The organism is Chryseobacterium sp. HNCC26DJ239 (assembly GCF_057180445.1).
In genome coordinates this window covers 327202-340875 of the sequence record NZ_JBXUGJ010000005.1, presented here as the reverse complement: position 1 = coordinate 340875, position 13674 = coordinate 327202, and the positions used below count along the sequence as shown (strand labels likewise).

General features: G+C 34.1%; 11 protein-coding genes and 3 tRNA genes. 3 read left to right on the top strand and 11 right to left on the bottom strand.

Annotation, left to right across the window (positions count from 1 at the left end):
• Positions 1 to 37: 37 nt before the first annotated feature.
• Genes glmS through AC2A1D_RS13215 form a run of 3 tightly spaced genes read right to left on the bottom strand, consistent with a single transcriptional unit; the run spans position 38 to position 4278 of the window.
• Entirely contained in the window at positions 38 to 1891 is a 1854-nt protein-coding gene (gene glmS, locus AC2A1D_RS13225) for a glutamine--fructose-6-phosphate transaminase (isomerizing) (RefSeq protein WP_484044057.1), read from the bottom strand.
• A gap of 40 nt (positions 1892 to 1931) precedes the next feature.
• The gene (locus tag AC2A1D_RS13220; RefSeq protein WP_484044056.1) at positions 1932 to 3497 is read right to left on the bottom strand and encodes a DUF4270 family protein; all 1566 of its coding nucleotides are present in this window, start codon (positions 3495 to 3497) and stop codon (positions 1932 to 1934) included.
• 10 nt (positions 3498 to 3507) lie between these two features.
• Positions 3508 to 4278, bottom strand: a complete 771-nt coding sequence (locus tag AC2A1D_RS13215) for a glycogen/starch synthase (RefSeq protein ID WP_484044055.1) — start codon at positions 4276 to 4278, stop codon at positions 3508 to 3510.
• Between the two features lie 169 nt (positions 4279 to 4447).
• Between AC2A1D_RS13215 and panC the strand changes: the two genes are divergently transcribed.
• The gene (gene panC, locus AC2A1D_RS13210) at positions 4448 to 5293 is read left to right on the top strand and encodes a pantoate--beta-alanine ligase (RefSeq protein ID WP_484044054.1); all 846 of its coding nucleotides are present in this window, start codon (positions 4448 to 4450) and stop codon (positions 5291 to 5293) included.
• Positions 5294 to 5385: 92 nt separating this feature from the next.
• Here panC and AC2A1D_RS13205 read toward each other — a convergent pair.
• The 3 genes from AC2A1D_RS13205 to AC2A1D_RS13195 form a co-directional block, all read right to left on the bottom strand.
• Positions 5386 to 5458, bottom strand: a tRNA-Lys gene (locus tag AC2A1D_RS13205).
• A 78-nt stretch (positions 5459 to 5536) separates the two neighbouring features.
• A tRNA-Leu gene (locus AC2A1D_RS13200) sits at positions 5537 to 5619 on the bottom strand.
• A 36-nt stretch (positions 5620 to 5655) separates the two neighbouring features.
• Positions 5656 to 5728 (bottom strand) — tRNA-Lys (locus AC2A1D_RS13195).
• 116 nt (positions 5729 to 5844) lie between these two features.
• Here AC2A1D_RS13195 and AC2A1D_RS13190 point away from each other — a divergent pair.
• Positions 5845 to 6360 carry a shikimate kinase gene (locus tag AC2A1D_RS13190; RefSeq protein WP_484044053.1) on the top strand — a complete coding sequence of 172 codons (516 nt, stop codon included), beginning with the start codon at positions 5845 to 5847 and terminating at the stop codon, positions 6358 to 6360.
• Positions 6361 to 6376: 16 nt separating this feature from the next.
• Here the strand turns inward: AC2A1D_RS13190 and AC2A1D_RS13185 are convergent, their stop codons facing one another.
• Positions 6377 to 6814, bottom strand: coding sequence for an RNA-binding S4 domain-containing protein (locus tag AC2A1D_RS13185; RefSeq protein WP_484044052.1), 438 nt, complete (start codon positions 6812 to 6814; stop codon positions 6377 to 6379).
• 54 nt (positions 6815 to 6868) lie between these two features.
• On the opposite strand from AC2A1D_RS13185, the gene AC2A1D_RS13180 reads away from it, so the two are divergent.
• Positions 6869 to 7609: a hypothetical protein gene (locus AC2A1D_RS13180; protein WP_484044051.1), complete on the top strand. Its 741-nt coding sequence runs from the start codon at positions 6869 to 6871 to the stop codon at positions 7607 to 7609.
• Positions 7610 to 7658: 49 nt separating this feature from the next.
• Here the strand turns inward: AC2A1D_RS13180 and AC2A1D_RS13175 are convergent, their stop codons facing one another.
• The 4 genes from AC2A1D_RS13175 to AC2A1D_RS13160 form a co-directional block, all read right to left on the bottom strand.
• Entirely contained in the window at positions 7659 to 9164 is a 1506-nt protein-coding gene (locus AC2A1D_RS13175) for an FMN-binding glutamate synthase family protein (protein ID WP_484044050.1), read from the bottom strand.
• A gap of 121 nt (positions 9165 to 9285) precedes the next feature.
• Positions 9286 to 10632 carry a tRNA (N(6)-L-threonylcarbamoyladenosine(37)-C(2))-methylthiotransferase MtaB gene (gene mtaB, locus AC2A1D_RS13170; RefSeq protein WP_484044049.1) on the bottom strand — a complete coding sequence of 449 codons (1347 nt, stop codon included), beginning with the start codon at positions 10630 to 10632 and terminating at the stop codon, positions 9286 to 9288.
• 137 nt (positions 10633 to 10769) lie between these two features.
• Positions 10770 to 12599 (bottom strand): T9SS type B sorting domain-containing protein, encoded by a 1830-nt coding sequence (locus tag AC2A1D_RS13165; protein WP_484044048.1) that lies wholly within the window; start codon positions 12597 to 12599, stop codon positions 10770 to 10772.
• A gap of 121 nt (positions 12600 to 12720) precedes the next feature.
• Positions 12721 to 13521 carry a hypothetical protein gene (locus AC2A1D_RS13160; protein ID WP_484044047.1) on the bottom strand — a complete coding sequence of 267 codons (801 nt, stop codon included), beginning with the start codon at positions 13519 to 13521 and terminating at the stop codon, positions 12721 to 12723.
• Between the last annotated feature and the right edge of the window lie 153 nt (positions 13522 to 13674).

The following is a 13674-nucleotide window of genomic DNA, read 5'->3' as shown; positions in this document are numbered from 1 at the left end:
AAAAAATCTAAAGTTATTTTATTTCCAAGAGTTTTTTTTACTCAACTGTTACAGATTTTGCCAAATTTCTTGGCTGATCTACGTTTGCACCTCTGTACACTGCTATATAATAAGCTAACAACTGTAAAGGCACTGAAGCTACAATTGGTGAGAAGCACTCTGAAGTTTCAGGAATTTCAATTACATAATCTGCCATTGCACTTACCTGTTGATCTCCTCTGTTCACTACAGCAATTACTTTTCCTTTTCTTGCTTTAATTTCTTGGACGTTGCTTACAATTTTATCATAATGTCCTTTTTTAGGGGCAATAATTACGATAGGCATGTTTTCATCAATCAAAGCAATTGGGCCGTGCTTCATCTCTGCTGCTGGATAACCTTCTGCATGGATGTACGAAATTTCTTTTAATTTCAATGCACCTTCCAACGCTGCAGGATAGTTGTAACCTCTTCCCAAATATAAGAAATTTGTAGCATTTACAAAGTCTTTCGCAATATTTTGAGTTAATTCATGTGTAGCTGTTAAAACATCTTCAATTCTTTTTGGAATTGCATCTAATTCTGCTATTAAACTCATGAATTCTGCATTTCCTAAGTTACCGTTGTGTTTTCCAAGTTTTAAAGCAATTAAACTTAAAATAGTAAGCTGTGCTGTAAATGCCTTTGTAGAAGCTACACCAATTTCAGGACCTGCGTGTGTATAAGAACCGGCATCTGTAATTCTTGCAATTGAAGAATCTACAACGTTACAAATACCATATATAAAGGCACCTCTTTCTTTTGCAAGCTTAAGTGCAGCCATCGTATCTGCAGTTTCCCCAGACTGAGAAATTGCAATAACAACATCTTTATCGGTAATGATAGGGTTTCTATATCTAAATTCTGAAGCATACTCTACTTCAACAGGAATTCTTGCGAATTCTTCGATTAAATATTCACCAATTAAACCCGCATGCCAAGAAGTACCACAAGCTATAATGATAATTCGGTTTGCATTTTTGAATCTTTCAATGTGATCCCAAATTCCAGCCATTTTTATTACTCCTTCTCCTACAAGAAGCCTACCTCTCATGGTATCATGAATAGATTTTGGCTGTTCGAAAATTTCTTTAAGCATAAAATGCTCATATCCTCCTTTTTCTATTTGCTCCAAACTTAGTTTTAGCTCTTGAATTTCTGGCTGAATTTTCGAATTTTCTACAATTGTTCTAATATCTACACCATTTTCAAGTGAAATAATTGCCATATGACCTTCCTCTAAATAAATGGCCTCTTTTGTAAATTCTACGAAAGGAGAAGCATCAGAAGCGATAAAATACTCTTTATCACCAATTCCAATTGCTAAAGGAGAACCTAATCTTCCTACAACAAGTACTCCGGGATAATCTTCATGCATTACAGTAATTGCGTAGGCTCCATAAACTTCGTTCAAAGCAAACCTTACTGCAGTAGGGAAATCTGTTTCAGAATTGGCATCCATAAAATACTGAATTAGGTTTACTAAAACCTCAGTATCTGTTTCAGACTGAAAAGTAAAACCTTTCTCGGTAAGCATAATTTTGATCGTATCATAATTTTCTATGATTCCGTTATGAACGATTGCAATTTTACCATTATTTGATAAATGCGGATGCGAGTTTCTATCACTTGGAACACCATGTGTAGCCCAACGAGTGTGCCCCATTCCGATTTTTGCTATTCCTTTCAATTCAGTAGCAATACCTTCAAGATCGTCTACTTTACCTTTTGTTTTTTTAACTTCTAAAGTATTATTTGGAGTTTCTAGTACAATACCTGCACTGTCGTACCCTCTATATTCAAGTCTTCTAAGACCATTAATTACAATGTCGTAAGCATCTTGAAAACCTGTATAACCTACAATTCCGCACATAAATTATATATTTTATATATTGTGTTTTATTCAAAAAAAATTATTTAGATCCGTAAATTACTTTTAACTGAATCTTCTTATCGTTTGATGGATCTGAACCTACAAAAACCACTCTTTCTTTGGCAAAAGCTCTAGTTGTACTGCTATAACTTGAAAAAGTTGTATTATCTGAGTTTCGGTAAAATTGAGCAATATCAATTTTAAAATACTTATTTGTATAATCCACACCTCCTTCAACTATATCTTTTATCGACTGGGTAACAGTAAATTCATAATATCCAGGATTTTTATCTAAATCCTTTGTTCTTAAATAAATATAATTAGCTGTACCTATCAACTTTAAATAATCTGAAGTAAAATTAGTAGTCTCTTTTCCAGTAGTCTCATCTTTATCTTTCTGAACAAATGTAAGCTCAGCTGGCTTTAATAAAGAGTTATTCCAATTCTGAGCATCTGTATACAATCTAATTTTAGCAGAAACAATGGCGGCTTTATTATTTTGATATAAATTTTTTAATTTATTAATAGTCTCAGGCTTAAATTTAATCCCGATTGAAGGGCCACCCATTCCTTGAGCGTAAAGCTTGGTCGTATTCTGATTTCCTAAAAGATAATTATTAATTTCAGAATTAGATCTATCATATTCTACAAGCGAAGTATGAGCATTCCCTGCACCTATTGATAAAGAAAAAGTTGTCTGAGGTCTTGTGGTAGTTCCGTTATCTACTTTATCGTACTTATAATACATAATAATTTGAGTTCCTGTATCATTAGGATTTATAGAAAACAAGTATCCATTATTTTCCTGTATAGAAACTTTTAACCCCCTGAAATATCTAATAAAATTAGACATATTTTGCAACTCGCTCTGATCTTTTTTTGCAATTATTTTATTTTGGAAGAAGGCTTTATCTAAAGGAATTCTTATATCATTAGTAGATGCAAAAACCTGTTCGTTATTAGCATCTTTTGTAATAGTAACAGATTTAGCATATCCATCAAACACTTTAGAACCCAACTCTGCACCTGTTGTGAAATTTTTATTAGAAAAAACTTTATCATTATAACTTCCCATAAACTCTGTAACCTCATGCACTTTAAGAGTTAAAGGAGTAATACTTCCTCCTGTTTTAGTTTTTCCGTACTTTGTTACAGGAACCTTTTTCAATTCTAATTTAGCATCGGCATTTCCGTCTGGATAAACATATGATTCATTAGTTGTTGTTACCAAAGAATCTGAGCTTGTTTCATAATTAGGTTTAAGTACTAATACTACTGAATCTATAACAGCATTTGTTCCAAAATCAGGATCATAAGAACTCATTCTTATTTGAGTAAAATATGAAGCTGTTTGCAATCCAAACTGTGGTTCAGAGTAAGCTCCAATTACGGCACTTGCTAATCGAGAATAATCAGCTCTTATTGAGTCATTATTGTCAATATTATATACAATCAGATCTTCAGAAAGCTCCGTACCCGTAGTACCTTGCCCCTCAAAGAATTGTTCACCTAGGTTATCAATTTCTGGCTCACAATTATAAAGTAATGCACTCCCAAAAATTATCATCGACAATACTGCAAGTACTTTTTTTGTCTTATTAATCATTAATGTATTTTTAATATAATGTATTGATTGAATCTACGTCTAGGTATTCAGATTTTGAAGTTTGCGTTTCGTTAAATCCTTTATCAAGATTTTCATTAAGAAACTCATCCCCTTTTACCACAACATCTACATAATTCATACTTTCAACAACAATATTCTCGAAAGTAGGATTTTCTAACGCTTTTAAGTCTGAAATATTATCAAACTTAAGTTTCTCTGCAATTGTAGAACTTAATTGCGAATCTTTTTCGTTATAAACAGAAAGAACAATTTTTGCATCTTTAAAGTATGTGTCTGATGCATAATAAGTTTTAAGATAAATTGGCACAAAAGAAGACATCCATCCGTTTAGATGAATAACATCTGGAACCCAATTTAGTTTTTTAATGGTTTCGATAACCCCTCTTGCAAAGAAGATGGCGCGCTCGTCATTATCATCGAAAGCAACTCCTTCATCATCGAAGTAAGTCTGTTTTCTTTTAAAATACTCTTCGTTGTCGATAAAATAAACCTGAAGTCTTTCACCTGGTAAAGAAGCAACCTTTATAATAAGAGGTTGGTCTAAATCATTAATGATAATATTCATTCCTGATAAACGAATCACCTCATGAAGTTGAAATTTCCTTTCACTTATCTGTCCAAATCTTGGCATAAAAACTCTTACATCATTGCCTTCATTGTGCATTTTAAGCGCCATTTTATTTACCACCGCCGCTAAATTCGTATCTTCTTGGTAAGGGTACATCTCTGTAGTAATGTACAATATCTTCTGATTGGGCATAAACTATAATCTATATTTAAAAATGCTATAAAGTGCAAAATTACGAAAAAACATTCAACATTAATTTAATTAACATTTTTTTACGATAAATAAACCCTGATCTGTTAAAGAAATTCTACTTTTATTACGCCATTATTTATTAATTTTGAATAAACTATTAAAAAAACATATGGAAGTTCTAAAAAGTAAAAAAATACTGCAGGATTTTATTGAAAGACAAAAAGAAATGGGCAAAAAAATTGGCTTCGCTCCAACCATGGGTGCCCTACACGAAGGTCATCTATCTTTATATAAAGAGGCTAGAAAAGAAAATGACCTTGTTATCTCATCAATTTTTGTAAACCCTACGCAGTTTAACAACCAAGAAGACTTAATAAAATACCCTCGTGATATCGAAAGGGATATTGATCTTTTAAAAAAATCCGGTCTTGTAGACGCAGTTTACATCCCAGAAGTAAAAGATATTTATCCCAACCAAACAAAAAGTGAAAAATACAACTTTGGAGGTTTAGAAAACGAAATGGAGGGAAAATCTCGCCCAGGTCATTTTGACGGCGTCGGAACAGTGGTTGAAGAACTCTTTAAGCAAGTAAAGCCAGACTGCGCTTATTTTGGCGAAAAAGACTTCCAACAACTTGCCATCATTAAGAAAATGGTTGAAATGAAAGGTTTGCCGGTAAAAATTATCGGAGTTCCTACTTTCAGAGGAAAGAACGGTCTTGCTTTAAGCTCCAGAAACCAAAGACTTACCGAAAACAGAAGAGAAGCATCAAAAATAATTTTTGAAACTCTATCTAAAGTAAAAATTTGGTTTAAAGAAGATTCTTACGAAATTATCCAAAAAAAAGTGAAAGACATTTTTGATAACCAGCAAAATATGCAACTTGAGTATTTTTTAATTGCAGACGAAAAAACTCTTAAGGAAGCCGAATTTTTCTATAATGATAGAAACTACAGAGCTTTTATAGTGGTTATAGTAGATGGTGTAAGATTGATTGACAACCTACCAATGTAACAACAAAAAATCAAAGGCTTCTGGAAAGAAGCCTTTGAAACACCAAATCACAAAATATTAATATGAAAAAAATTTACTTTTCAGTAAACTCGTGACCCGGCTGGGATTCGAACCCAGGACCCATACATTAAAAGTGTATTGCTCTACCAGCTGAGCTACCGAGTCGGTCACGTTAATTTAACTCCGTAAATATATGATTTATTTCAATATAAATACAATGTTAACAAACATTTTTTTTGCTTGTGCCTGCGACTGGACTCGAACCAGCACATCCTTAGGAAACCACCCCCTCAAGATGGCGTGTCTACCAATTTCACCACGCAGGCGTCAAATTTACTTTGAAAAGTATAATTTTCCGCTAGTGACCCGGCTGGGATTCGAACCCAGGACCCATACATTAAAAGTGTATTGCTCTACCAGCTGAGCTACCGAGTCGGTCACTTATTTTAAACGTTTTTCGTTGTTGTAACGTCGTTCGTTTTAAGTGGTGCAAAGATATAGCTTTTTTCTTTATCTCAAAACTTTTTTGCAAATTTGTTTAAAAAAATTTCATGATAATTTCACTAGTCGGATACATGGGGAGTGGCAAATCTCACATTTCCAAAATATTAAGCGAAAAAATTAATTTTAAACTTTTAGACCTAGATAAAGAGATTTCTAAGCGGTTGAAGATGTCTATTCCTGAAATTTTCGAAAAAAAGGGCGAAATTTACTTTAGAAAGGCAGAAAGAGAAGTACTCGAGGAAATTCTCGCAAAAGAAGAAAATATGGTTTTAAGTCTTGGCGGAGGAACTCCCGTTTATTACAATAACATGGAAATTATTAATCTCAACTCTAAAAGTATTTTTTTGAGAGCAAATATTAATACACTTGTCGAAAGACTTTCTAAACAGAAAGAGAAAAGACCATTAGTAGCAAGAATCCCTAATGAAGATCTCCCTGAGTTTATCGCAAAGCATCTTTTTGAGAGAAATGCTTATTATTCTAAATCTCAGTTTACCATCAATACAGACAATAAAGAACCTGAAGATGTAGTAGCAGAAATAAAAGAAAAACTTTACCTTTAAGGTAAAGTTTTATGTATTAATCCTTAATTTCTTCTTCAGAATCTGCTTCTCCGAAGAAATCGTCCCAATCAGTAAAATCTGCAGCAATATCATTTCCTGTATACTCATCCATATCACGTCGGTCTTTTTTGGTTGGTCTTCCCTCCCCTTTACCGCGATAATAATCTTGAGACATTCTCCGTAGCTTCAGCAATTCATACTGTTCTTTATCTGTTACGTCTTTAATATGTAGCGGAACAAGTTTAGCTCCTATGCGGCTTTTCGGTATCTGTAGGACTTTAATTTTATAATCGATTTGATTTTTTCTAATCTGAATAACATCTCCTTCTTTTACCTCTTTTGAAGATTTTACAACAGATCCTCCCACCGAAACTCTATTCTTCTTAATTTCTTCTGTGGAGACCGTTCGAGTCTTATAAAAACGAATACTCCATAAAAATTTATCTATTCTCATATTTTTTTTTATACTTTTGTCGATATTATTTGTAAAGTAAGTAAAGTTTTTAAAATGAAGAAAATATTTTTATACCTACTCGCCGGATCACTTTGTTTTTCAGCATGTAAAAAAGATGACGAGGTAGAAACTTATAAAGAACCAGAAGACATCAATGTACAAAATTCGTACGATGATGAAGCCATCGCAAAATTTCTAGAGAATAACTATATGGATTCTCAGGGAAATATTAAGGCTTTTGACAGTAGCTCAACAGCAGACGATAATGAAACGAAACTAAAAGATCTAAATCCTCAAACTACAGCTTCTGGAGCAATCTATATTATTAGACCTAATGCACAGCCAAATCCAGGAACTGTAATCGGCAATACCGATGTAATGAGACTTATGATGAGATCAAAAGTGTATTTAGCTGGATTAAGTGACGGAAATGTATCATTCATTACAAATGCAAATTTTTCAGGATATACTCCTCTAGACGAGACTGGAAATCCTCTTGTAGATCCAATTTTCTACTATGTAAAAGAAGCAACTATGACTGCTAGTGGAAAATCTAGAAGTTATTACGAAATGGAAGGATTCCAAGAAGCTATTAGAAAATTCAAAGCATTTGACGTGGGCGATGATCAAAATTATAATCTTCAGGGGGTAATTATTGTGCCTTCAAGAGCGGCTTATGCTAGAGATGAGCATTATGCTTTTGGCCAAACAAGCGCTTCTCCCTTTAGAAATGCATCTTTTATCTTCAACGTACAAGTGTATAAAACTAGAGCAAGAACTACAGACGAGTTGTAAAAAACTCAAATAAAAATACAAAAGCTTCGTTTTTCAACGAAGCTTTTTTTTATTTTCTCACATTACTTAAAATATCTGGGAAATAATGGTCGGAAAGATGCTCAAACTCATCTCCTCTCATAAACATCGAAGCATCGACTTCTTCGTAAGAACCTCTTCCCGCAGCGGCAATTAATTCATTACAAGTATGCAGGGTATTTTTATGAAAATGATAAACACGCTCTGCTTTATCTGACACATCAAGCCCTTTAATTAACATTTTATCTTGCGTAGCAACACCTGTCGGACATTTATTATTGTTACACCTCAACGCTTGAATACAGCCTAAAGAAAACATAAAACCGCGTGCGTTATTACACATATCCGCACCCATTGCAACGGCTCTAAGAATATCTAAACTTGTTAAAACTTTTCCGCTTGCGATAATTCTAAGCTTATCACGCAAACCAAAATTTTTCAAGGTACGATTTACGAAAATTAAAGCGGGTTCTAAAGGCATTCCAACACCGTCTGAAAACTCTGGCGGAGCAGCTCCTGTTCCTCCTTCTGCTCCATCAACTGTAATAAAATCAGGGTAAATCTGAAGTTCATTCATTTTTAAACAAATATCCTCAAACTCCCTTGTATCTCCAATACACAATTTAAAGCCAATGGGCTTTCCTCCAGAAAGCTCGCGCAATTGCTGAACAAATTTCAATAAACCCGTCGCATCTGAAAAAGCAGAATGAGATGGTGGCGAAATAATTGTAATTCCAGGTGTAACGTGGCGAATTTTTGCAATTTCCGGAGTATTTTTAATTCCTGGTAAAACACCTCCATGACCGGGTTTTGCACCTTGTGAAAGTTTAATTTCAACCATTTTCACATTAGGAAGTGAAGAATATTTTTTAAATAGATCTGGATTAAATTTTCCATTATCATTACGACAACCAAAATAACCTGTCCCAATTTGCCAACACAAATCACCGCCTTCCAAATGATAAGGCGAAATACCTCCTTCACCGGTATTGTGATAGAAATTTCCTTTTTTAGCTCCTCGATTTAGAGAAATTTGTGCACGGTCGCTCAAAGAACCAAAGCTCATTGCAGAAATATTCAGTAAAGAAGCATGATACGGCTGTTTACATTGCTCTCCTCCAACCCAAACTCTTGGAAGTTCTTCCGATGGAGATTTCGCGTAAATAGAATGTTTTATTCCTTCGTATTTTCTGTGATTTATCTCTAGTTGAGTTCCAAAAGGAACGGTATCACCTAAATTTTTCGCTCTTCGATACGCTGCAGCACGTTGATTTCTAGGGAATGGTTTTCCGTCTGTTTCTCTTTCGATAAAATATTGTTGCATTTCGGGTGAAATACTTTCAAAAAAATATCTGAAATAGCCTAAAACAGGGAAATTCCGAAGAATTGCATGTTTGCTTTGATACGTGTTGTAAACTCCTAATAAATAGATTAAAGTAAGTAGAATTGGTATCCAAAAAGGTCCTTTAATAAGAAATGCAGTAGCCCATGCAACGATAAGCACCACAATTCCCCAAGATAAAAACTTATCTCTCATAAAAATGTAGATTGTAGATTATACGTTAAATTTAAAAGAAATTCTGCGAAACAACTACAATGCAACCTACTTTTTAACCAAAAAATATTCTATAGTTATCTATTTTGGGATAAAATAAGTCTTAAGCGTTCGCCAAAAAACTTTCGAAAGATGACCGCACAGAAACCGTGCCATCCGGAAGAATATTTTCCAAACGAAGAACTTCAATTTGATTAACAGAAGCAGCATCAAAATCTTTAGAAACCCTTACATAGTTTTCGGTGAAGCCAAACATTTTGCCGCTTTTATTTTCGTGCTCCCAAAGAACAGGAAGTGTTTTTCCTAATTGCTCCTGATAAAACGCCATTTTTTTCTTTTCAGATAAAATTCTAAGCATTTTATTTCGTTTTTTTCGTTCAGAAACAGGTACAACACCATCCATTTCTGCGGCTTCCGTATTTTCTCTTTCAGAATAAGTAAATACGTGCAAATACGTTATAGGAAGCTCATTGATAAAGTTGTACGTCTCCATGAAAAGTTCTTCTGTCTCTCCTGGAAAACCAACAATTACATCTACTCCAATCGCCGCATGAGGCATTACTTCTCGTATTTTATGAACTCTGTCGTTGTATAATTTGGTTAAATAACGGCGTTTCATTTTCTTCAACAGATCGTCGCTTCCCGATTGTAAAGGAATATGGAAATGAGGCACAAAACTTCTGCTTTTAGAAACCAAATCAATGCTTTCGTCTTTCAACAAATTCGGTTCGATTGAAGAAATACGAATTCTCTCTATACCTTCTACTTGGTCTAATTCTTTAATTAAATCTAAAAAAGTATGCTCGTGTTTTTTGTTTCCAAACTCGCCTTTTCCGTAATCACCAATGTTTACACCTGTTAATACAATTTCTTTGATATCTTTTGCCGAAATTTCTCTGGCATTTTTTAGCACATTAGAAATGGTGTCTGAACGTGAAATCCCTCTCGCCAAAGGAATTGTACAATAGGTACATTTATAATCACAACCATCTTGAACTTTCAGAAAAGCTCTGGTTCTATCACCAATAGAGTAACTTCCGATAAAGAAATCTGCTTCTTCAATCTCGCAAGAATGCACAACACCTTCACTTTCAGATTTTTTTACATCATCAAGATAGCTTAGAATATTAAACTTTTCTTTAGCTCCTAAAACCAAATCTACCCCTTCAATCTGAGAAATTTCTTCCGGTTTCAATTGTGCGTAACATCCCACAATTACCACCAAACCGTCGGGATTGGCTTTCATTGCTCTTTTTACGTGAAGTTTACATTCTTTATCTGCGTTTTCGGTAACCGAACACGTATTAATCACATAAACATCTGCTTTATCATCAAAACTCACTTTATCATAACCTGCCTCCGTAAGTTGGCGGGCAATGGTAGATGTTTCTGCAAAATTAAGTTTACAGCCCAATGTGTGATATGCGGCAGTTCTGTGAATATGAGACATTTAGATTAATTAAAATTTGTGGCTGCAAAGATAGTGATTTTAGAAAATACTTGTAAATCGATTTATTCTATTGATTTTGATGCATAAACAGAAAAAATGCCGCTCACTAAGTAACGGCATTTTATTATTTTTTAAAATTAGTTTCGATTTTTTACTAAAATCCACCCGGAATATTTTACAGGAGCATTTCCAACAGGCTCATTCCATGTGAAGGAGAACCAGTAATTTCCAGTAAGGATTTTTTTATTACCTGCGGTTCCGTCCCATTTATAATCATTAAATTTATCTGCTTCGAAAATTTTATTTCCATATCTGTCATAAACTGTGAATACAAGATTCTTTTTATATGCTAATGCAGAATAATCTACATAATCATTGGCTCCATCGCCGTTTGGTGTGATTACATTTACAATATTAGGAACTGTAACTTCAATTTGTATTTCTTGGCAGTCGTTTGCATCTTTCACGTATACAGTACGCTGACCTCTTTTCACTCCAGTAAACACATTCGAGTCTTGCCAATTTACCGCATCCATAGAGTATTTATAAGGCGCTTTTCCTCCTTTAACATTTACAGTGATTTTTTCGAAAGAAACATCTACACTTTCAATAATTGGGTGTGTAATAGGATATACTCTCACAGTTTGAATTGAAAAACAATTTCCGCTTTGAAGTTTTACCCAATAAAGACCTACGGGAACCCCAGAAATTACCTGCGTAGTAGCACCTGTACTCCATAAATACGACGTAAAGCCCGGTCCCGCATCTAGTGTTGCACGATCATCAATACAAATATTTTGATCCTTCAAAACGGTAGAATAAACCGGCGGAGTAACGGTTAATGTAATTTTCACAATTGTATAACATCCCGCTGCATCAGAAACCCTTACATAAACAACTCCACTTCCTGAAACATAAGCTGTAGGTGTTGCAATAGGATTGGTTCCTGCCTGCGCATTTGCTAGAGAGCTATAGTACGTTTTCGTTGCCCCAATTTGAGAGGTAACGTTTGCTAAAGTAAGATTGAAAGTCGCTGAATTTGTATTAGTTTCTAACGCACAAGACTGCAAAGAAGCATCTTGAGCAGAAATACTGCCGAGCTTAAACTTAAAAGCACCTAACTGTCTACAGTAGTTCATAGGATTTGTCGGGTTTGTCGGATCCTGATAATGTATACTATAATAATATGTAGACGTGGTATTTACTAAAATTGGTGTTGTAATAGGACTTGCACCTGAAATAGCGTCATTTTGGGAAGTATGGTATGTGATAACAAAGTTTGCATTACTGTTTAATATCCCTGCCGAAAGCGTGCTAAAATCAAAAACTGCAGGATTAACACAGATTAATACTTCTCTAGGATCAGTAGGATTTGCAGCTGGTGCTCCAGGTGCTACAAAAGGATATGGTTGCAATGTTGGATTGGTAAATGGCGAAGCCAAAACCGCTGTTCCGCCCCATGTAAGAGAAAAGGGCGCTACCGTTGTACTACCTGCTCCTACCCAATTATCTAAAAACAAATAATAAGTTTCTCCTGCATTTACAGTCATATACATACAATACGGAGTCGACGATCCTCCTGCCGCATTAGTTATGGTGCTTGTCATATTTAATCCTGTATTTGCACCAACACCAATTACCGTTGCAGCATTACATCTAATGGGAGAACCCAAATTTCCGCAAACTGCATTTGGCCCAAAAATAGCCCAGTCATAATCTGCACTAGGATCCGTAGGAGAAAGATCAAAAGTAAGCGTACCTCCAACTGCGATAGTAATTTTATACCATATAGAATTATGCTCGCCTGATGTAATACAACTTCCAATTGTTTCACTCACCGCCCCAACTCCTGTTGGGCTATAAGTAATAGTAGCATTGCCACAAACTGAAAGCGCTGTAGCACAATCTGATTGAGCATAAAAAATTTTAGAAACAAGAAGTAAAAAAAGAAGTATATATTTTTTCATACCCAATTGTATTAGTTTGTATCAAATTTAACAAAATATACAAAGCAACACAAAAAAAGCAACATAATTTTAATACTAAAACACTGATTCAAAATGATTTTTAACAATATCGAATTTATAATCACGATTTTATACTGGTAATATTGCCACATAAGTTTTCAAGATGAAAAATCTTATGAAATGGGCTTTCTACTTCTTGCAACGATTCTTTATTCTGTATAAAAGTATATCGAGAGGCAAGAGAATTCATATCAGAAACAATGATCAACCAACACTCGTCTACAGAAGTATCATAGTATGGAAATTTTTCGTTTTTCTTTTCGATAAGCTCGAGAATTTTTTCTGAGCAAAGCTCATCAAAAAGATTCAAATTATACTCATGCGTTATAAAAACGTTGCGTCTGTGAGATGATTTTCTAATTTTCTTTACGCATCCAGTAGGCTTTTTCCTTTTAATGCTTCTATAGATATCAAATATAATTTCTTCATGAAATTCTAGTTTTTCAACCTTTAAAAGCTCATTAAATTCTAAAAAATAAACACCACGATATTTCGTGGTGTCTTCTTGTTCTAATAATATTTCTGCCTGACGGAAAATTTTGTTTAAGCAGCTTTCTACCTTTTTCATTTCAAGATGATTGATAACTTCGGTAAGTTCGATGCCAATTTTCTTATCATGAAGCTTGGCGATAAAATCTGGGCTTTCACAAGTAAGATTTTCAAATTTAACATCTGGAAAATGATGCATAAAAGAATTAAGAAGCAAAATTTCTGCTTTTTTCTTGTACTTCTCGCGATCGTGTAACTGAGACGCATCAATACTACGATGATATTTTTCTATAGGCTTTTTATTAAGATGTCTGTTGAGATAATACAGGCTAAGATTCTTTACAAGATCTTCATCAGAAAACGTCTTTTTCATAAGCTTCTCATTTAGCTGAAAATTAAACAAACAGAATAAGCGCAAACATTTTGATTTTCAAAATTTTACATCATAAATGTAATGATTTTTTTTCATTAATACCATGAGTACAGATTTAAATTATTAAATAATTAATAAAAATTTTACTTTGAT

What these genes read in the sequence shown, in the direction of transcription:
- glmS (WP_484044057.1), bottom strand. Translation starts at nt 1,891, where the DNA reads ATGTGCGGAATTGTAGGTTATACAGGTTTTCAAGATGCTTACGACATT.
- AC2A1D_RS13220 (WP_484044056.1), bottom strand. Translation starts at nt 3,497, where the DNA reads ATGATTAATAAGACAAAAAAAGTACTTGCAGTATTGTCGATGATAATT.
- AC2A1D_RS13215 (WP_484044055.1), bottom strand. Translation starts at nt 4,278, where the DNA reads ATGCCCAATCAGAAGATATTGTACATTACTACAGAGATGTACCCTTAC.
- panC (WP_484044054.1), top strand. Translation starts at nt 4,448, where the DNA reads ATGGAAGTTCTAAAAAGTAAAAAAATACTGCAGGATTTTATTGAAAGA.
- AC2A1D_RS13190 (WP_484044053.1), top strand. Translation starts at nt 5,845, where the DNA reads ATGATAATTTCACTAGTCGGATACATGGGGAGTGGCAAATCTCACATT.
- AC2A1D_RS13185 (WP_484044052.1), bottom strand. Translation starts at nt 6,814, where the DNA reads ATGAGAATAGATAAATTTTTATGGAGTATTCGTTTTTATAAGACTCGA.
- AC2A1D_RS13180 (WP_484044051.1), top strand. Translation starts at nt 6,869, where the DNA reads ATGAAGAAAATATTTTTATACCTACTCGCCGGATCACTTTGTTTTTCA.
- AC2A1D_RS13175 (WP_484044050.1), bottom strand. Translation starts at nt 9,164, where the DNA reads ATGAGAGATAAGTTTTTATCTTGGGGAATTGTGGTGCTTATCGTTGCA.
- mtaB (WP_484044049.1), bottom strand. Translation starts at nt 10,632, where the DNA reads ATGTCTCATATTCACAGAACTGCCGCATATCACACATTGGGCTGTAAA.
- AC2A1D_RS13165 (WP_484044048.1), bottom strand. Translation starts at nt 12,599, where the DNA reads ATGAAAAAATATATACTTCTTTTTTTACTTCTTGTTTCTAAAATTTTT.
- AC2A1D_RS13160 (WP_484044047.1), bottom strand. Translation starts at nt 13,521, where the DNA reads ATGAAAAAGACGTTTTCTGATGAAGATCTTGTAAAGAATCTTAGCCTG.